This window comes from Nocardia sp. NPDC003963, from assembly GCF_053605105.1.
The window spans coordinates 594,599-614,250 of sequence record NZ_JBSGIP010000001.1 but is presented as its reverse complement, the minus strand read 5'-3'; the positions used below and the strand labels follow the sequence as shown (position 1 = coordinate 614,250).

The following is a 19,652-nucleotide window of genomic DNA, read 5'->3' as shown; positions in this document are numbered from 1 at the left end:
TGTTGTCCATATTAGGAGAGCAATGTTCGCCGCACACACCCTGGAGACCGCCCCGCACGCCTCACTCCGAGCCATGCGGGCGGTACAGCGTGATACCGGAGCCGTACCCGACGCCGTGGGCCGCCTCGCGGAATCACCGGAGCTACTCAATGGATTCCTCGCCATGAGCGCCGGTTTCGAACGCTGCACGCTGGATCCGGCGGCACGGGAGACCGTCATCATGACCGTCGCCGTACGCAACCGCTGCCATATCTGCATCGCGATGCACACCGGAAAGCTCCGCAAACTCGGCGTGGCATCCGATATCGTCGCGGCCCTCCGCGCGGAGAAGACGATCCCCGACGAACGCCTCGAAGCGATCCGGACCTTCACCCTCGACCTCATCGCGACCGCGGGCGGCGTAGCCGAAGAATCCGTCGCCGCACTCCTGGCGCACGGATACACCGAACGCAATGCGCTGGAGGTAGTCCTCGGCATCGGCACGTACACGATGTCGACGCTGGCCAACCGGCTCGTTCGAGCAGTATGACCCCGAACCGGCAGCGAAGGCGAGGTCAGCCCGGCCGCGGCGCAGGGTCCGGCGTCAGCGCGCGACGGGCCAGCGTCAGCCACCGGAGTTGTTCGAGTTCCGAGGTCGTATCCGCGGGCGCGGTCGCCATCAGCAGGATCACGTCGCCGGTCGTGATATCGGGATAGAGCGAACCGTCCCGATGCGCCACCGCGACCAGCCGATCCACCGCGAGGCGGCCGCGTTCCCGGATCTCCCGCAGGGCATCTTCGGCCAAGGCGGCGACCGCGAACCGGAACAGCCGCTCCTGCCGCATATCCAGCACCACACTCCGCAACAGCGCCAGCAATTCGTCGACGGCCGCGCTGGTACCGGCCTCGACCCGGGCCAGCGCCGCGTCCAGCGATCCGGCGATCGTTTCCGCGAGATCGGCCACCGCGCCCTCGATCAGATCCTTCTTGGCCGGAAAATGGCGGTAGAGCGTGCCCACCGCGATACCGGCGGCGGCGGCGATCTCGTCCATTCCGATCCCGGGCCCACGCTCGACCACCAGCACCCGTGCGGCCGCGACGATCGCCTCCCGGTTGCGGAGCGCATCCGCGCGCCTGACCTTGCCGGCCATCCCACCACACCTCCGTCACCTTGCAGACAACATGAACGGCTGGTTCACTTTAATATGAACGCCTCGTTCATCTTAGGAGGGAGCCCCGCTCATGTGGACCGAAGCCGATATCCCGGATCTGAACGGCCGGATCGCCGTAGTCACCGGCGCGAACACCGGACTCGGGTTCGAAACCGCCCGCGCACTGGCCGAACACGGTGCCACCGTCGTGCTGGCATGCCGCAATCCGGACAACGCGGCCGAAGCCCGAGCCCGGATCGACCGCAGCGCACCCCGAGCCGGGACCGATACCGTGACCCTCGACCTCGCCTCACTCGATTCCGTCCGCACCGCGGCGGAAACGATTCGCGACCGCTACGCCCGTATCGATCTACTCGTCAACAACGCGGGCGTCACCGGCCTGTCCGGCACGACCGAAGACGGATTCGAGGTCCAGTTCGGCATCAATCACCTCGGCCATTTCGCATTGACCGGCCTGTTGCTGGACCGCCTCGTCGCCGCACCGGCCGCCCGCGTGGTGACCGTGAGCAGTATCGGCCACCGGTTCGGCCGGATCGATCCCACCGACCCGGCGGCGGCCGGCGGAAACGCCTACGGCAAATCGAAATTGGCGAATCTGCTGTTCACCCACGAATTGGATCGACGCCTCACCGATACCCCCGCCATCGCGCTGGCCGCGCACCCCGGCGGCGCGAGCACGGAGGTGTTCCGCTACTCCCCGGCGGTATTCCGGCTACCGAACCTGGCCGTCGCCCGCCTCTTCGGCCGCACGCCCGCCATGGGCGCGTTGCCCACATTGCGCGCCGCCACCGACCCGCACGCCGCGGGCGCCGACTACTACGGACCCACCGGACTCTTCGAGATCCGCGGCTACCCGGACCGGGTGAGCTCCAGCGCCGACTCGCACGACCGCTCTCGGCAGGAGAGTCTCTGGGCGGCCTCCGAGCAGCTCACCGGCGTGCGGTTCGCTCTGAGCGGAACCACTGACACCTGATACGGCGTAATCTTGTAATCAAGTAATTATCGGAGCTGAGAAGGTGCACCATGAGACATGGACATCGAGGACGCGGATTCGGCCGGCCCGGCGGCTGGCAGCAGGCCGACCTCCCGGACGCGGCGGATGCGACGGACTGGTTCGCCGGACGCCTGCCCGGCGACTGGTTCACCGGTAGTCCCGCCATCGAGATAGACCGGGACGAGATCGTGGTGGTCGGCGAACTACCCTTCCCCCGCGCGGACTCCGCCGAGGAGAAGCCCACCGGCGAATCCGCGGAGAGCGGGGAACAGAAGGCAACCGGGATTCCAGAGGCGACGAAACAGGGCGCGGTGGCGCGTTTCCGGGAAACCACCCGCGCCGCCCGGATGCAGATCGCCGACGAAGCCCAGCAACGCTACGGTCGTAGTGTCGCCTGGGGGGTGTCGGTCGACGGCGAGAAGGTGCTGTTCACTCATCTGGCGGTACCGGTGATGACCCGGCTACGCCAGCCGGAGCGCAAGGTACTCGACACTCTCGTCGACGCCGGGGTCGCGCGTTCCCGGGCCGATGCGCTCGCGTGGACGGTGAAACTGGCGGGTCAGCACTCGGAAGCCTGGCTCGAGGAGCTACGAGCGGCAATGAGCAAGGTCGATGACCTGCGCTCGGAGGGCCCGCGCGGTCTCTGACGGCCCGGGCCTCCGGCGAACGATCACACTCGGTGTGCGGCCCGGTTCGGTGGTGTCTTACTCGGCACCACCGGACCCGCCGATCAACCCAGATGTGCCGACAGCAGCCAGGCCGGAACCGATTTGCGTCCGTTCGGCTCGTCGCGCAGATCCTCGAAGCGCACCAGCGGGGCGCCGGTCGGCGAATCGAGGTTGTCCGGCAGTTCGGCGTGGATCCGCGCCGGGACGATATCGTCGACAACCCAATATCGCGAGACCGCGTCGCGCAGTTCGTCCGCGGTGACCGGGGCGGGTCCCTGTTCGGGCAGCTCGGCAAAGCCGGCGCGGTCGAATACCAGCGCGAAATACACCGCGCCCGGTGCCGCGGCCCGCGCGATCGAGGCCAGATACCCCGCGCGCGAGGCCACCGGAATCGAATGGAACAGCGTGCTGTCGACCACGGTACCGAACCGGCCGTCGTAGCCGGTGAAGTCGGTGATATCGGCGACCTCGAAGGTCGCGTTTCGCAGACCGCGCCGCTGTGCCTCGGCCCGGGCCGATTCGATCGCGGTCGGTGCGAGATCCAGTCCCACCGTGGTGAAACCACGCTCGGCCAGATACAGCGAGATCGCGCCCTCACCACATCCGGCGTCGAGCACCTCCCCCTGGAACCTGCCCTGCTCGATCAGGGCGGCGAGTTCCGGCTGGGGTTCCCCGATACTCCACGGCGGCGTCGTATCCGGCCCGAACGGGCCGTCACCGCGATAGACAGATTCGAATTCGAAATCACCCGGAGTGGTCATACTCCACGACTAGCAGGCGTTCCGGCACATGTACATGTGACCGGGCCGCTGATCCCGGCCGCCGGGGCCGAGCCGGTCGACGTGCGCCGCCGGTACGCGGCGTTGTCGAAGGCCCGGCACATGATGGTCACCGCGGATGCGGGCAGGTGTTCGGCCGAGCCACGAGCGGGCCGCGACGGTGGGCCCGGGACCGCGATCGACGGCGGGCGGTAACGCCGCCGCGAAGCATCGAGACTCCGATATCGCGTCCCGGAGCGGGTGACCGACCGGCAGGCGTACACATGCTGTCAGCGTCCGATGGCCCGCGGCGTCGTGGCAGTCGCCAGCTTGTCCGGGTTGCGGATCCCGTACCCGTTCCGGATCCGGCCCTGCTCGATCTCGAGCACCACGACGGCCTCGAGGGTATCGCCGATGTAGAACGCCATGGCGGGTTCGCTGTTGCAGGTGACCGCCTCGATCCGGATATCCGGCCGGCGCCGCGTGGCCCGGAACACCCCGATGAGGGTCGTCGCGATCCGTTCGGCACCCGTCATCACCAGCGGACGTATCGCGCTCGCCTTACCACCGTGGTCGGTGGTCCAGGTGGCGTCCGGCGCCAGCATCGCGAGCAGGCCCGCCATATCACCGGTGGCCGCCGCGGTCATGAACTGCGCGGTGACCGCGGCGGCGTCGACGGGTTCGAATTTCTTCCGCCGAGCCTGTACGTGTTCGCGGGCCCGGTGCGCCACCTGGCGCACCGACACCACCGACTTCTCCACCGCGGCGGCGATTTCCGGATAATCGAATCCGAACACCTCGCGCAGCACGAACACCGCCCGTTCATCGGGCGTGAGCGATTCCAGCACCACGAGCATGGCCATGGAGACCGATTCGGCCAGTACGACATCGGTGGAGGCATCGCGCTCGTCGAGCACCAGCGGTTCGGGAAGCCACGGACCGATATAGGTCTCGCGGCGACGCACCCCCGCCCGCAGCGATTTGAGCGCCTCACGGGTCACCAGCTGCGCCAGATACGATTTGGTATCGCGGACCGTCGCGAGATCCACTCGGGCCCAGCGCAGGTAACTGTCCTGCAGGACATCGTCGGATTCACCCGCCGATCCGAGGATTTCGTAGGCGATCGTGAACAGCAGCGGACGCAGCAGGGTGAACCGCTCGGCATGCTCGTCGGTAGCGCTCACGGCTGCGTGACCGCCACGGTTTCCGGGGTACGCGGCCGGATGCCGCCGCCCTTGGGCCAGACACTGGAGCCGGGTTTGCGGCCCTCGCGGCGAATACCCCAGAGTGTGCCTCTGGTGACCGCTTCTTTGATCGCGCCGGCGATCCGCCCGCCGATCCGGCCACCGAGGTAGACAGCGGCAGGAGTGTCGTCCTTGCGGGTCACCTGGAATCGGGCGGCCCGGCGGCCCAGGCCGACATTCGAGGCCAGATACGCCAGATCGAGCAGCGCGGGTTGTTCGCCCGCGATGCGACTGAGGACCGTATCCGCCGCCGTCGCCCCGGTGGGCCCGGCGGTGAAGCAGCTCATCCGCAACGGCAGATCCGACGGGGCCACCGCATCGCCGGCCGCGACGACGCGCTCGTCGCCGACGCTGGTCAACGTCTCATCGGTGAGCATCCGTCCGAGCGTATCGGTCGGCAGGCCACTGACAGCGGCCAGTGGCGGGACCCCGAAGCCGGCCGTCCAGATGGTGACCGCACTGGGACGTTGCACGCCGCCGGTGAGAGTCACCGAATCCGGCCCGACCTGCGCCACCACCGCGGTCTCCAGCACTTCGACCCCGTTGCGGACGAGCCATCTCGCGACGGACCGCCGCGCGGGTTCGGAAAACGAGGGTGCCAGGCGGCCGCCGCAGACGAGCGTCACCGTCCGGCCCTGTTCGGCCAGTTCGGCAGCGGTCTCGATACCGGTGAGCCCACCGCCGACGACGGTGACCGGGGCATCGGCACGACATTCGCCGAGGGCGGCGCGGAGCCGCCGGGCGTGCTCCAACTCGGCGATGGGGTGGGCGAATTCCACTGCCCCGGGCACGGCGGCCGGGACTGCGCCGGTACTGCCGACCGCGTAGAGGACATAGTCGTAGTCCAGGGCGGGACCGGCGCCCAACCGGATCTGCCGCTGTTCGGTATCGATACGGGTGACGGTGTCGACCACCAACCGAACCCGCTCGCCGAGCAGACCGGCGTAGTCGGCGGTCGCGTCACCCGTGCCGGCCGCGAACTGGTGCAGGCGCAGGCGCTGCACGAACTCGGGGCGCGGATTGACGAGAGTGATATCGATATCGGGATTGCGCTGGAGCCGGTTGGCCGCCAACGTTCCGGCGTAACCACCGCCGATGACGACAACATGTACGCGCTGGCCGGTCATGAGGATCTCCTGTCCACTCGAGGTGTTGCCCTCGTGATCCCGGCCGCCTGTTGTCTGTGACAGAAGATCCATTTTTATGACTCACCTCACACTTGGTGTGCAAGGCCCGAAGCCCCGCGACGACCGACCCGGGCCACGCGGCGCACGTTCGCGGAACCGACCCGGCCTCCCACCGCGACCTGCACCGGCACCGTCCGGCCCAACCCCCGTCGACGACAAGGCCGACGCGCGGTGCGACGAACTCGCCGCAAGCGGTACCGCTCAGCTGGGCCCGGTCGGGGCGTACGGAGTGTTCGCCGGACGATTCTCGTCCACCGCGAGGGGACGGCCGATCTGCGGGAACGCACGCTGCGCGCAGGCGGTGCGCTCACAGACGCGACAGCCCGGCCCGATGGGCACGGCGGCGACCGTGTCGTGAATGGGCAGCCCGTGCGAGTAGACCAGTTTCTCCGCGAACGCGAGATCGCAACCGAGACCGACGGCGAAATCGCGCGAAGGCGCCAGGTATCCGGCGTTGCTCTCCCCCGTGGTTCGCGCGAGCCACAAATAGGTGCGCCCGTCGGGCATCTCGGCGATCTGGGTCCGGATCCGGCCGGGGGTGGCGAAGGCGTCGTGCACGACCCACAGCGGGCAGCTGCCGCCGACCCGGGAGAAGTGGAACGCGGTGGCGGACTGGCGCTTGGAAATATTGCCCGCGCGGTCGGTGCGCACGAAGAAGAACGGCACCCCACGTTGCCCGCGCCGCTGCAACGTCGACAGACGATGACATACGGTCTCGAACCCGACCTCGAATTGCGCGGAGAGCAGGTCGATGTCGTAACCCATCGTCTCGGCCGCGTCGAGGAAAGCCCCGTAGGGCAGGATCAGCGCACCGGCGAAATAGTTCGCCAGACCGATACGCAACAGTCCGCGCGAGGCCGCGGGCAGTGCCGCCGTCTCGGCGAGCAGATCCTCGATCACCGCGGACTGGGTGAGAAACGCCAACTGGGTGGCCAGCTGGAAAGCTCGCTGACCGGCAGTGAGGCGGCGCGCGAGAGTGAGCGTCCGGGCGTCCGGATCGTAGATCCGCTTGGGCCCGGGACGGCCGGGGTCCTCCGAACGGATCCGCACCACCACGTCGTGTTCGTCCCGCAGCAGCCGAGCCAGCTGCAGATCCAATCCCCCCGGCGTGAACCCGCCGCGCGCGAACAGATCCTCCGCGGCCGTGTCCAGAGCGGGGATATGGTTGCGGCGGTCGTAGAAGTAATCGCGAACATCCTCGTAGGGCATCGCGGTGCGGCGGCCGGCCTCCGGCGCGTCGAGCCCGGCAGTGAGCTGGTCGAGCTGCTCGTTGGCCGCCCGCAAGCGCCGGTGCTGACTGATCAGCAATCGAGCCGCCGTCGGCACTCGCGAGAGCAGATCGTCGAGTTCACTGCTGCTCACCGACGCGAACTCGGGCTCCTCGGCGAACACCTCGTGCAGGTCCGCGAGCAGCCGGGCATCGGTTTCCGGGGCGAAGAAACCCACCTCCAGATCGAAGGTCGCCGTGAGCCGCAGCAGAACCGGGATCGTCAACGGCCGCTGATCGTTCTCGAGCTGGTTCACATAGCTCACCGACAGCCCGAGGGTCTTGGCGAGCCCGGATTGGGACAGCCCCCGCTGCTCACGCAGCACACGCAGCCGGCCCCCGGCATACATCTTCTCCACTGCCGACTCCTTCCTGGACTACGGGTGACCGGGCGCCGGGCGGCACATGCCATACGACCGCCCCGACCCGCTCCCGACTCCGCAAAGGTACGGGGCGACCCGGTCTCGATTCAGCGGCGTTCGCGGCGACGGGTCCCACGACTCGATCACCGCGTCCTCGGACCGAAACACCCACGTCACATTCACACATGTTGCAGGACAATCTGTTTCGTCGTTCGTTACCGAACTTCCACAGTTTCGGCAACAACACACGGACAGGGCACCGTAGTTGTTCCTTGCCGAATCCGCGCCGCCGCGATCGAGCCCCGGAAGCCCGGGCGCGCCGAGGGCCGTGGCAGGTTCCGGCATGATGCGAACTCCCTCGGTGGCAGGACCGGCAGCCGCCCGTTCGGACGCGCGACGACACGCACCCGCGGAGACGAACACGTCGGTTGCCGGCGTAACGCCCGGTCCACGAGGCGACGGCCGCCGGGTACGGCGTACCCGGCGCAACCGGCAGGTTTTCGGACTCGCGGGCATCGACCTCTGGAGATCGACCCGGGGTGGAACATCTCCGGGCCGGCATCACCGGCCGTCGCTTCCCGGACCCTCCGGCCCGGTGCCGTAGGACGGCGATCGTTCCCGGTCACCGCTGCGGGACAGTCCCGGATTCCCACCGGGTTCCCTCGCACCCGCCGATCGGCGTCGGTGGCGCCGCCCGGCGGGTTCGACATCCCGCTCACACCGGAGTCGAGCGGGACGAACCAGCTGCACTCGCCAGCATAAGCGCAGCTCACGATCCCGAGCCGCCAGGGCCATCGGAGACAGGATTGTCCCACCGACCACATCTGAACACCCGGCCGATGTTCGCCGTATGGGCAGCGCTGCTCGTGACCGGCGAAACCACCATGGCAGTTTCATGGCCGTAGTGGTCCTGACTCCCGACTTCGCACACCGGCTACCGAAGACCCGCGCAGCGGCTGTGCTGACCGCGACCTACGCCATAGGCCAAGTGGCAGGCCCGTTACTCGTCATCCCGGTCATCGGCACGGACTTCACCACCGCCTTCACCATCGCCGCGGTGACCATCACGCTGGCGGCGATCCCGGCACTCGCGGCGGACCGCGCGCGAATCCGTATGCGCGGCACACCGACCGGAACCAGCGCCACGCCCGAACGGGATTCACGCACTGTCGCCGACGCCCGACAACACCCGCATGACCAGCCGATTTCCGCTCCCGAGCACCTCTGAGGTAATCTCATCGAGCGCCGGAACGCGAGGCGCAACGGGCTGTGGCGCAGTTTGGTAGCGCACTTGACTGGGGGTCAAGTGGTCGCAGGTTCAAATCCTGTCAGCCCGACACACGAAAACACTCTCTGACCTGCGTCGGAGGGTGTTTTCTTCTCACCGGAAGGCCCGGAAGGCGGGGCAAATCTGGGGCCAGTATCGCCGCGGAGATATCTGGACCACTTGACCGCGTCGGAGCGAATGGCCTGATTGTCCGGATGCAGGCACCAGCGGGTGATTTGGGGGTCGGTTTGGCCGACGACCCGCTGGAGCGGTGCAGCCGCACACCGGCGTCGGCAACACGGGCCAGGCCGGTGTGCCGGAGGTCGTGGCGACCGAGCTGTTCGTATCCGAGTTTTGTGACCACCTCATCCCAGTGGGTCGCGTCCCGAAGTCCGCCCGTCTGGATACGGCCGCCACGCGGCCCGACGAACAGTCGTTCACCCAAAATCGCCCGCGCCGGTCGTGCTCGGTAGCCTTTTCCAGAGCCGGACCCGCGCGCACACGTAACTGAGTCGCGTTGATCCGACGTAAGATGAGTGGCCGGATCTCCTCTATGAGCGGAATCGGTCACGCACGCTTCCCTTGGTAAATTTGTCTTTGAGGCTTTCCTGGCCCAGGAATCTTCTGGCGCCGAAGAATCCAAACCCATTGGTCGGTGTCAATATCGTGGAACCTGACAGCAGGCGACCTCGCCGATTCGGGAGCTGTACATGCCGCGAAGATAACCGCGTCGCCCCAGCCCTCGTACTGGTTGGAGGATGCGACGACCAGTGCGCCCGCGAGAGCGCGGTGCGGTGATATCGACATCACGGGGTTATCGCCGCCCCGCTTCCTACCACCGGGGAATCGTCTTCGGGCTACGGGAAGCCCCGTTCATCGCCGTTCGGCGCCCTAAGCATCACGGCGCGACCGCCGCCCCCTCGATGTGGGCATGGTCGGACACGATCAACGGGTGGAGCTGGGACGCGCCCGCCGGCTCTCCCGTGACCGTGGAGGTCTACAGCGCCGCCGACGAGGGCGTCTACGAGCCCGGTGAACTGATCGCCGTGGCCCGCACCGACGGCAAGGAGGTGGCTCGGACGGCACTCCGCTCCGCGGGCACCGACCTGCTGGGCATACGCGCCGACCGGACCGAACTGACCACCGGCGACTGCAATCGCGCATTCGTCGAGATCACCGTGCAGGATCGGGCGGGTGTACTCGCCCACGGCGTCGACCTGCCGGTTCACGTTCAGGCGACCGGTGCTGGATCATGTCGACTCCGCTTACGCGTATCGAGCCTGTCGGGTCAGGCTGCCGCGGCTGCCTGTTGGGGCGGTGCGACTGTGTAGGTCCAGTTGTCGCGCAGCAGTGCCCACACGACGTTGACCCGGCGTCCTGCGAGGGCGAGTATGGCCTGGCTGTGGTGTCTGCCTTCGGATCTCTTTCGGTCGTAGAACACCTCTCGGTGACGCCATCGGCGATCTCGGCGACCTTGCCGATCAGCTCGAGCAGTGCTCGCTCGTCATGTTCGACTCGTCGCGACAGCAGCCGGTTCCCCTCGGCGTCGATCACGACCGCGTGATGGTGCTCCTTTCCGATTTCCACCCCGCACCAGGCACGTTCCAAGGAGTTCTCCTTCGCTCATTGAAATCAGTGCGCCACAAGCGGCCTCGCTGTCCTGTACCTACTGAGCGACTGGTATCTAAGTAGATACTGATTGACCTCCACCCATGGCCCACGACCATCTCCGAAGACTCCGTCCTCGAGTTTGCTGAGCAACCTGACTTGCCTGGTCAGCGCTCGTTTACGTGGGCGAGGCGCTATCACCGTTCCGCCTCGGTGTAGCTCCTGAGCGTTGTTCGATGAACTTTGGTGCGAGCGCTGGGGTAGGCACCCGAATCGGTATGCGCCCTTGCCTGTATCAAGCCTCGATGGGCATGGTTCGGCAGATGATCGGGAGCGGCTCTTATGGAAGGTGGAATCCGTGAAGAAGGTGACGATTACCGATTCGCCGATTGGTTTCTACACCTCAGCTGTCTCGTTCCATTCGCCCCCCAGAGCCGCCGAGATGATCATGCTGCACCCGAACACATTCCGGGATGTGCCGACATCATTTGTGCGCCCACCTACCGACAGCAGCGTGTCCGTTCCCACGTTCCGCCAGGTCACCAAATATGTTCGCCTCACACAACGGCCCGCGGCTTTGCCCCGGCGCGCAGAGCCACTCCCGCGGGGTTCGGCTGGCAATCCCGGTTACTGGACCGTGAGCGGATCCGTCGACCTCGGTTACCGCCGCCGCTCACGCCACCAAACCACCCATGTGGGCGCGGCCCAGCATTGCCTCCAACCCTGCACACCTGCAGGAATAACCCTGCTCATGCTCGATTTCCCCGGCTCGCACCCGATCGCGGCGTGTTCAGCGGCTTGTCCACCGAATTAGAAAAGCGGAGCAACGTAAATGAATCAGGTCTTAAAAAATTCCATTCGACTGGCGCGCGATCGCCTCAGCTGGACGTTTAATAATTTCTCTCAGAACATAAGCGGCAACTACGGGAGATGCGGACTGAAGTCGCAATATTACTTAGATATTCTGAGCGGCGACCGCAACGGTGGCCTTCACCTGGAAAAGGTTACAAGAAAAAGGGAATTCGGAGATGCTATGATTACAATGGGTGCTTTCGTGACGTCTGTCTACGGACTCTCAGTACTCATCAACGAGCCGTCGGAGATGGGACCGCCGATAGAATTCGAAGTAGGTGCGCCTGTGATGCACCTTGTCGAGATGTCCCCTTTTTTACGGGAACAACTGAAAGACTTGCAGCGCCACGGGTGGGTCGTCGGATACGGCGACATCGAGGCTGCTGGTCTAACCCTCGCGGACGTAAAGAAAATCATCATCAGCAATGATGTGAAGAGTGATCCATTGTTGGCCACTGCGGTTCTGGCCCATGAGGTGGGTCACGCATACCCGGGCCGTTTCGAAGCAATTACCGACCCACCAACTCCCGGCGAGGAATATGTCGCTTGGCTCGATCGCAACATGCGTATGCGGTACATGGCCGAAGCAGAAAGCGGCTTGGTCACCGCCAAAGTACGGCAAGAGATCCTGAACAACCGTGGACCTGACATCAGTAACATCAGCGACGAGACAATATTCCTCTACAACCAGATGAGCATCGGAAGTATGACTCATGACGAAACCCGTGACCGCCTAACAGATGAGTACAGCCTCGAGCCATACGATCACTACCGTTCCGAGCTCGAGGAGTACTGGGACGAAAATTTTGCCGATTCTCACGGCCCGTCGGAAGCGCAGATTCCGAAGGAATATGTCGCACCACCGGAACCCAATCTGCCCATCGTTCGGGAGCCTGCCCCGAACGAATGAGAAGGGTGCAGACGGCGTTTACCATCCACTCAACGCCGCTATGGCGGTAGACGGACTGGTGATCACCAACTGATTGTCGACGAGAGGCTCGTATAGTGGTCGACCTTCACGGCCAGCCATAATAGTGGTATTTGGGTAGTTCGCCAGCGCATTATCCAATGCAGTGACGATTTCACGGATCTTGCCGGATCAGCGTCGGGCTGAGCGAGACAGCCTGTTCGATACCATGCCGGTCGGGCCCCCGATCTGCGCGTTGCGTTGCTCGATCCCTCCCACCATACTGCCGCGGACGCAAACAACGCAGTATTCAGATCGACGCCGAAATCGGCGGCGACCTCGTCGAGCGTCAGCCCCTTTTTCACGGTTGCGGGCAAACCGGACCAGGGTGTCAGAGAACTCCTGCGGAATATACTTGGTCACGATGCCGTCTCTCCAGGTCGGCCGGCGGGATAGCCTATCCTTGTGGCGGCCTCCTGCTTTCGACGACGTCGTCCCATATCATCATAAGTTGGGATCTGTACTCGCTATAATAACTCTGTCCGGATACATTGCCGGGGACTACATGTGCGTATATTTCCCCTAGAGCATTACGGGCGACATCCCGAAGTATTATGGAATCAGCTTCTCCGATCGCATCTCGAACCCCGGGTGTCACGGTCTCGCACAGATGGAGCAATGGTTCGGTCTCCACTCGGGAATGCATATCATGGATTCGGTCGGCTCGTTCATCGCAATACAGGAGGCCTATGTCCGGAACTCCTTCGCGGATTAACCGATTGCGAGCGTCTCGTAATTCGATATCCGCATCGCCTTCCGCTCTGAAGCGTTCTTGCAAACTGCGGTCAATCCATTCGTTCCTGTTCAACCCTGTGGGTGATATGTGTTTGGGTTTATAACCTTCCCTGCGGGCGTGGCGGACCTCGTGTATCAACGTTTTGACTGCGCTGCTGGCACTTTCTCGGCCTTTGTATCCGAATACTATCTGACGGACGTCCTCGCGGGTTATGCCGTAGGGAATGTCGCCACCGTATCCGAACTTCCATCCGTCGCGCTCGAGATCGGTAATTCTCTGGGCTGTTATGGGATCCATTCTGATGACGGCCTCGACAACCTGCCCTACCTCCAAGGGGTACAGGGCAGCGTAACGTGTCGGTTCAACAAGGTGAACGCCGAGGGCACCGTGTTCTGTCGAGTCCTGGTCGTTGGAGTTGCCGCAGGTGTGCGTTCGGATGGCCGCCTGCCGAGTTCCGTCACCGTGTTCGAAAATCCCCGCCGCCGCTCGTGTGTGCCCGGCTGTTGTCGAAGGCAGTTTACGGCGGACGTGGTTGAGACCGTCAACAACGCCTCTGGTCCGCCGAATCACGTCGTTCCATGTCTCAGACCAACTCGACATAACACTCTTCATCGGCAATGAGGCGCGGTTCCCTGGTTGTCGTCCGACCGCCGGTGCACGCAGATCCCTGGCACCCGGAACTCTGTTCAGGCGCTGCTGTGGGCAGGAGGGTCACTTTCCGGCAGCGCCGGCTTCGGTGGCGACGAGGATGTGGTTGCTATAGCAACGCAGGGCGGCGATTATCGCCAATACGGTGGTCGCCGCCGCGAATGCAACCCGGATAACTTGCCCGATCTGGAACTCCGTGGCGGCTCGTTGCAGCTCAGCGGCGGTATGGCGCTCGCGTTCGTCGAACATCACCGTCACCTGGGGCCACTGGTACAGCATCGAGAAAATTCCTTGCCCGAGCACGAGCGACCCGAACGAGGCCAGGACCCACCCTCGAGCACGACGTGTCCACCACGCCGCGACGGTCGCGACTACACCGAGAACGACGAGCACACCACCGAATGGGCGGACGACATCTCCGACACCGACAGTCGCCATGAACTGCTCGGTCAACACCAACGATGCCGGCACATCACGAAAAGCGTTCGGATACAACAGGATCGTTTCAGTTACTGTGAGGGCGAAAAGAAACGACACTGCCACCGTGTACAGCACTATTGCCGAGTCGGCAATCACCTCTGTTCTTCTCATGGATTCCGCCTTCCCTGAGCCCGTACCCAACCGTCGGAAGAACCTTGGCCGGAGAAACTCGGTACAGGCAACAGCACCTGCCGATCCGATACCTATTCGCTGACGGGGAACGAGGCTCCTCGGAGGACGCGCGGGACCGAGGCCGGCGAGTAGCAGCGATAGTGTCGCTACCTTCGGTTGAAGTATCGACCAGGCAGTTCACGCTATCCGACGACTTGGATTCATGGAGTATCCGGAACCGGTCGCCATACACGGCGGGATAAGCCCTTTAGGTAACTACTTAGGCATGTGTCGCGTTTGCCAAGATGTACGTTCCTTTCTTGGTGCGCAATGATCACTGTCGATCAACTCGAAGGGGTCAGTGCAGGAGGGGCGATGGTGTCTGTGGAGAAATCCGGTCGGGCGTGGAGGCTTTCAACCGGCTCTCGGACTGTGGTGGCCGGTCGACTGACGCGATGGCAGACCGTGCAGTGGGACTGCGGAGTCCCGACCGGACCCGGAGCACAATCGGTCGCACCCGGTCGACTTACACCCCTCGATCGATTCTGCAACGACCCTGAGACGTCCGGGTAAACCAGATCCTCTACCACCCAGTACCAATACCCGCCGGAGTGATTCACATGAGCAACCCTCCATCCGCGCCTTCGAGCCTTTGTCCGATCCTGCGCAACTATCAACCCTTCGCTCCCGAGCATCTGGCAGACCCCTATCCCGTATGGAGGCTGTCCCACCAGCAAGCGCCTGTCTTCTATGTCCCGAGCGCCGGCTTCTGGGCAGTCACCGGATATGACGAGGTACTTCAGGTTGCCCGGGATACTGGAACGTTCACCTCGCGCAACGCCTTGAACTTCAAGCCAGTGCCCGCACGGCTCCGTGACCGGTTAACCGGCGGCTTTCCTCAGGCGCATCCGGCGTTGATCAACACCGATCCACCGCAACACACCCGACTGCGCCGGGCCGCAAACCGTGTGCTCACCCCGGCTCAGGTGAAGCGCCGCCTCACCGCTATCACGACGACCGCCGACGCATTGATCGATGCATTCGCCGGGAACGGGACGGCCGATATCGTATCCCAGTTCGCCGTTCCGCTACCGGCCCGGGTGATCGCCGAGATTATCGGTGTGGAGCCGGATGAGCAGGAAAACTTCCAACGTTGGTCCGATGATGCCTTTTTGATGGCGAACCCGACTCTTACCGACGACGAGTTCCTACGGTGCGCGACAAGTATGGCGGAGCTTAAGGAGTACCTCGAGGCGAGAATCGATGAGCGGCGTATCGAACCGGGGGACGATCTCATCAGCAGTCTTCTCGCGAGCGAGAGTGACGAGCTCACCACCGAGCAGATCATCAGCATTACCGCTCAGCTCCTGATCGGCGGCAACGTCACTACGACTGACCTTATCGGGAACGCTGTGCTGACACTGCTCAGCGATCCGGCACGTTGGTCCTCGGTGTGCCGGGACCGGGACGCCATCCCCTCCGTGATCGAGGAGGTTCTCCGACTCGAATCTCCCGTCCGCGGGTTGTTCCGCACCACGACAAGCGATGTCGAACTCGGTGGGGTCCTCATTCCGTCGGGATCGACGATCTGGGTGGTATTCGCGGCCGCGAACCACGATGAATCAGTGTTTCCACGCGCCGGTGAGTTCGATCCCCATCGAGACAATCTCACCGGTCACCTCGCATTCGGGAGAGGGACTCATTTCTGCATCGGCGCCCCACTTGCGCGAGAGGAGGTCCGGATCGCCCTCGAGCTCCTTGCCGCCCGATTACCCGGCCTTGCCCTCGTCGAGGGCCAACAGTTGAGCTACCCCGCCTCGCCGATCAGCCGGGGTGTGGAACGGCTCGAGGTCGCATGGAACGGGTAACGCGGGTGACAGCGAGCGGCTCGCTTGGTGGCGAAACGGCGCGTCCGCGGCGCACGAGGTTACGGGTTGACCTCGCCGCTCTTCCTAACATTGCGGGATCGGTCCGATCTGCTCGTCAACCTCCTGCCCTCACTTCTGCAACCGGTTCCGCACGGGCCTCCGAGCATGTGGTATCGAGGCTCTGGTGACACTACGCTGGGATGGCGTGGGTGACAGAAGTCATGATGCAGCAATTCTGCCCGCATCGATATCCGATTTCATAGGCCGCGAGCGTGAGCTGGAGACCATCAACGCGCTGTTGTCACGTTCGACCAGGTTGATCACCTTGATCGGCCCGGGCGGGATCGGGAAAACTCGTCTTGCCGCCGAGGCTGTACACCGCTGTCGCAATGCCGACTCAGGGCGGAAGCGTGTGTACTGGGTGCGGCTGGAGCGACTGGCCGAGGACTGTGGAACAGACGAGGTCCAGGAAGAAGTCGCCCACTGTGTGATCGACACCGATTTCTCCAACCGATCGGCCCGGGATGCTCTTGTCGACGCCTTAGGCCGTCCGGACACTGTTGGCACCGCGCGAACGATACTCGTCCTCGACAACTGCGAGCACGTGCGAAACCCTGTCGCCGATCTTGTTGCCGACTTGCTAGAGGTTCTACTGGACTTGACTATCCTGACCACCAGCCGTCGACCCATCGGTTGGGTCGACGAATACCTGGTCCGGGTACCGCCCCTGTCACACCGCCACGCTGTAACCCTGTTCAGGCAGCGAGCCGAACTCACCGGCCGCCCGATCGCCGACAGCGACCAAGACTGCACTGTCGCCGAGATCTGCAGCCGCGTACACCATTACCCCCTCTATGTTCAACTGGCAGCTGCACGAGTGATGTATCAACCACCGGCGTCGATACTTCGCGAACTCACCGGGCAACTCGACGACAGCAGACTGGGCTGGTCACGCCCACGTACGGGAGTCGATTCCCGTCATCGAGGAGTCACCGACGTCATCACCTGGTCCTATCGTCTGTGCTCGGACAAGGAGCGCCTACTCTTCGACCGCCTCTCCGTTTTCGCTGCAGGCTATGACACCAGCCTTACCGATACCGTGCTCGAGGTAGGAGCCGATCTCGACGCCATCCAGACCATTTGCTCCGATGACGACAGCATCGCCAACGATGACAGTCCTGCGCGAGTGACCCTGTCCCGGTCGGAAATCGAGTACTTGCTCGAACAGCTGGCCGACCACTCCCTGCTCTTGATACACATGAATGCGACCCACGCGCGATACTCCCTGGTGGAGAGCTTGCGCGTCTACGCCCGAGACCGCCTGCACCGACGGCGTACCCTTGAGCTCGATGAACCGGCCCGCCTCACTGAACGACACATGCGCTACTACCGCGACAACATCGTTCAAGCCGCAGTCTGGTTCAATCCCACGAAACAGGATGTGGTCAGCTGGGCTCGGGCCAACTGGGCCAATGCTGTGATCGCGATCGAAACCAGTCTCACCACACCCGCTTGGGCCACAGTAGGTTTGGAAATCTGTGTCGGGCTGGTTTCTTTACGCGTGCCGTTCGTCAAAGGCTGGATTCGAGAAATGCGCCGCTGGACCCAGCGCTGCCTGGACGTCACTCGCGACCAGGTCGCCCAGCCCACCGACCTTCAGGTCAGAGCCCAGGCTCTGATGGTACGGCTTGCTCGGCTACAGGGTAGCCCGCTGGAGGCCGATCGACTGCTCGACGATTGCGTCGCCGCCTACTTCCCGGACCTAGTCACCGGACCGGCATGGCGCGACACTGCCGAGATGGATATCGGCCTACCCGCCGTTGTCGAATACGCCTGGGGGATGGAGCTGTTCTATACCCGCGATGTCCGTGCCATCGCGGTTTTGACACGCGCCCACGAGAAGTTCGATGTCCTCGGCGACCAGGGCGGCGCCGCCCTGAGCGAGCTGTTCGCTGCCTTAGCGACAAGCCTGCTGGGGACATCGGACCAAGCTCACGGGATAGCGCGACGCTACGTCGACCAGACCTCTGCGCACGGAGCGCCTTGGGGTAAAGCCTCGGCCGAGTTCGCCATGGCCGTCACGCTCGCCAAACACGGAGACCCCGCCCAAGCGCTGGCCCTCGCGCGGGACACTCTGGCATTTCAACTCACCACCGGGGATCCGATCGGCCAGATGTGGGCCGTCCAGTGCCGAATATGGTCATTGGCGCGTATGATCACCCAATCTCTCGCCTCCGGAGAAGAGCAAGTCACAATCGCTACCGAGATCGCTCATCTCGCCGGCGGAAGTATGGTCTTGCGGACCAAACTCGGCATTGCTCTGGAATCGATGGGGCCTTTCGCTGACGAAACTGCCGAGGCTGTCGCGGTCGCACGCCGAATCCTGGGAAGTGACTATACCGTTATCGAGGCCCACGGCAGCCGTCTACGCCCCGAACACGACGAAGTACAACGGTTCGCCCTGGGCTCACTCACCCTCGATACCTCACCCACCCCTTGCGGGCCTCCTCAGACCCGCGGCTCACACTGGCACGAACTCAGCCTGGCCGAACAGCAAGTCGCCATCCTGGCTGCAGCCGACTGGACCAACGGCGCCATCGCCGACCGCCGCAGCCGATCCGTAAGAACGATCGACGCTCAGATCAGCGCGATACTCAAGAAACTGGGCATCCCCTCACGTGACCACATCATCGATCACATCCCCCGTCACACGATCGATCAAGTCCGAATCGAGTACGACCGGCGCCCGGAACGCACCCATCGGGGACGTAACACCGACAATCGGAATTGATGACGCCGTCGCGATCCTCTGGACGAAGCAGAGACGCCTCTCATTCATGGGGTAGCGGCCGCACCGTTCGACCGCCTAGAACACCCGATAACCAACTCTCACTGCCCCTTGGCCGAGCGCCAGAGTCCGGTCATACAGGGCTCACTGTTCTCGAGACCAGCGACCTCTCCGTCAGTCGAGACCGCAGCTTCTGCAAGGTCCTACTAGTGTCCTGCGCCGGGGGACTGTGGATTCAAGGGCTCCTCGCTGGTCAAACCCCGGCCAGCAGAGAGGAACCGGCATCTCGGAGCATGACTCGGTAGACGAGTCGGCGAGCTGGCGTTTCAGGCATCGCAGGGCTTCCTTGTGGCCTTTCCCGCCGGCACGTTTCGGGTCAGGTTTCGATCCATCCGGCTGATAGTCCGCGGGTTTCGGGTAGGCCACTTTCAGTGTGGGTAATGATGCCCGGCCAGGCGGCGCCGGTAATGGTGCGGCACCACGTCATTGCGGCGCCAATGGCGGTAATCCCACAGTGCGTGGGTGGTCAATGCGATACCGGCCAGAGCCAGCCCATGCGTGGTGATACCAGAACGGCGACCAGCGCTACACCACCGAATCCGGCCATGGCCAGGCTCTCGGCGGAGAGCTCCGGCGTCGGCGCCTTACGGAGAATGCCGATCACGAACAGCGGCACCGCGAAAACAGCCATCTATC

General features: G+C 64.1%; 15 protein-coding genes, 1 tRNA gene, 1 pseudogene and 1 riboswitch. Of the genes and pseudogenes, 9 read left to right on the top strand and 8 right to left on the bottom strand.

Annotated features, from left to right (window positions below):
* Window positions 1–22: 22 nt before the first annotated feature.
* A complete protein-coding gene (locus ACWEWT_RS02900) occupies window positions 23–529 on the top strand; it encodes a carboxymuconolactone decarboxylase family protein (protein ID WP_452555532.1) in 507 nt (168 codons plus the stop codon).
* 25 nt (window positions 530–554) lie between these two features.
* On the opposite strand, the gene ACWEWT_RS02895 is transcribed toward ACWEWT_RS02900, so the two are convergent.
* Entirely contained in the window at window positions 555–1,130 is a 576-nt protein-coding gene (locus tag ACWEWT_RS02895) for a TetR/AcrR family transcriptional regulator (protein ID WP_452555530.1), read from the bottom strand.
* A gap of 91 nt (window positions 1,131–1,221) precedes the next feature.
* Here ACWEWT_RS02895 and ACWEWT_RS02890 point away from each other — a divergent pair, with 91 nt between their 5' ends.
* Together ACWEWT_RS02890 and ACWEWT_RS02885 are read left to right on the top strand one after the other, a co-directional pair.
* Window positions 1,222–2,124 carry an oxidoreductase gene (locus ACWEWT_RS02890; protein WP_452555528.1) on the top strand — a complete coding sequence of 301 codons (903 nt, stop codon included), beginning with the start codon at window positions 1,222–1,224 and terminating at the stop codon, window positions 2,122–2,124.
* A gap of 50 nt (window positions 2,125–2,174) precedes the next feature.
* On the top strand, window positions 2,175–2,792 hold the full coding sequence (locus ACWEWT_RS02885; protein ID WP_452555526.1) for a hypothetical protein: 618 nt from the start codon (window positions 2,175–2,177) through the stop codon (window positions 2,790–2,792).
* A gap of 83 nt (window positions 2,793–2,875) precedes the next feature.
* Here ACWEWT_RS02885 and ACWEWT_RS02880 read toward each other — a convergent pair whose 3' ends face one another.
* The 4 genes from ACWEWT_RS02880 to ACWEWT_RS02865 all read right to left on the bottom strand — a co-directional run bounded on the left by ACWEWT_RS02880 (window position 2,876) and on the right by ACWEWT_RS02865 (window position 7,628).
* On the bottom strand, window positions 2,876–3,574 hold the full coding sequence (locus ACWEWT_RS02880; RefSeq protein ID WP_452555524.1) for a class I SAM-dependent methyltransferase: 699 nt from the start codon (window positions 3,572–3,574) through the stop codon (window positions 2,876–2,878).
* A 287-nt stretch (window positions 3,575–3,861) separates the two neighbouring features.
* The gene (gene sigJ / locus ACWEWT_RS02875; RefSeq protein ID WP_452555522.1) at window positions 3,862–4,755 is read right to left on the bottom strand and encodes an RNA polymerase sigma factor SigJ; all 894 of its coding nucleotides are present in this window, start codon (window positions 4,753–4,755) and stop codon (window positions 3,862–3,864) included.
* A complete protein-coding gene (locus ACWEWT_RS02870; RefSeq protein ID WP_452557645.1) occupies window positions 4,752–5,942 on the bottom strand; it encodes an NAD(P)/FAD-dependent oxidoreductase in 1,191 nt (396 codons plus the stop codon). Before ACWEWT_RS02870 ends, sigJ begins: the two co-directional genes overlap by 4 nt.
* A 261-nt stretch (window positions 5,943–6,203) precedes the next feature.
* The gene (locus tag ACWEWT_RS02865) at window positions 6,204–7,628 is read right to left on the bottom strand and encodes a short-chain fatty acyl-CoA regulator family protein (RefSeq protein ID WP_452555521.1); all 1,425 of its coding nucleotides are present in this window, start codon (window positions 7,626–7,628) and stop codon (window positions 6,204–6,206) included.
* Between the two features lie 497 nt (window positions 7,629–8,125).
* A riboswitch (cobalamin riboswitch) is annotated at window positions 8,126–8,294 on the bottom strand.
* A 295-nt stretch (window positions 8,295–8,589) separates the two neighbouring features.
* On the opposite strand from ACWEWT_RS02865, the gene ACWEWT_RS02860 reads away from it, so the two are divergent.
* From ACWEWT_RS02860 to ACWEWT_RS02850, 3 genes are all read left to right on the top strand, one after another.
* Window positions 8,590–8,859: a hypothetical protein gene (locus ACWEWT_RS02860; protein ID WP_452555519.1), complete on the top strand. Its 270-nt coding sequence runs from the start codon at window positions 8,590–8,592 to the stop codon at window positions 8,857–8,859.
* A 35-nt stretch (window positions 8,860–8,894) separates the two neighbouring features.
* Window positions 8,895–8,968, top strand: a tRNA-Pro gene (locus ACWEWT_RS02855).
* Between the two features lie 913 nt (window positions 8,969–9,881).
* On the top strand, window positions 9,882–10,229 hold the full coding sequence (locus ACWEWT_RS02850; RefSeq protein ID WP_452557711.1) for a hypothetical protein: 348 nt from the start codon (window positions 9,882–9,884) through the stop codon (window positions 10,227–10,229).
* A gap of 136 nt (window positions 10,230–10,365) precedes the next feature.
* Here ACWEWT_RS02850 and ACWEWT_RS02845 read toward each other — a convergent pair.
* Window positions 10,366–10,485, bottom strand: a pseudogene (locus ACWEWT_RS02845) (IS110 family transposase); the annotation flags it as partial.
* Between the two features lie 853 nt (window positions 10,486–11,338).
* Here ACWEWT_RS02845 and ACWEWT_RS02840 point away from each other — a divergent pair.
* Complete coding sequence (locus ACWEWT_RS02840) at window positions 11,339–12,268, top strand: hypothetical protein (protein ID WP_452555517.1); 930 nt, start codon at window positions 11,339–11,341, stop codon at window positions 12,266–12,268.
* A gap of 1,504 nt (window positions 12,269–13,772) precedes the next feature.
* Here the strand turns inward: ACWEWT_RS02840 and ACWEWT_RS02835 are convergent.
* Window positions 13,773–14,300 carry a hypothetical protein gene (locus tag ACWEWT_RS02835; protein WP_452555516.1) on the bottom strand — a complete coding sequence of 176 codons (528 nt, stop codon included), beginning with the start codon at window positions 14,298–14,300 and terminating at the stop codon, window positions 13,773–13,775.
* A gap of 620 nt (window positions 14,301–14,920) precedes the next feature.
* On the opposite strand from ACWEWT_RS02835, the gene ACWEWT_RS02830 reads away from it, so the two are divergent.
* Together ACWEWT_RS02830 and ACWEWT_RS02825 are read left to right on the top strand one after the other, a co-directional pair.
* Window positions 14,921–16,168: a cytochrome P450 gene (locus ACWEWT_RS02830; protein WP_452555514.1), complete on the top strand. Its 1,248-nt coding sequence runs from the start codon at window positions 14,921–14,923 to the stop codon at window positions 16,166–16,168.
* A gap of 205 nt (window positions 16,169–16,373) precedes the next feature.
* Complete coding sequence (locus ACWEWT_RS02825; RefSeq protein WP_452555511.1) at window positions 16,374–18,959, top strand: ATP-binding protein; 2,586 nt, start codon at window positions 16,374–16,376, stop codon at window positions 18,957–18,959.
* Window positions 18,960–19,482: 523 nt separating this feature from the next.
* On the opposite strand, the gene ACWEWT_RS02820 is transcribed toward ACWEWT_RS02825, so the two are convergent.
* Window positions 19,483–19,647, bottom strand: a complete 165-nt coding sequence (locus ACWEWT_RS02820) for a hypothetical protein (RefSeq protein WP_452555509.1) — start codon at window positions 19,645–19,647, stop codon at window positions 19,483–19,485.
* Window positions 19,648–19,652: the final 5 nt, after the last annotated feature.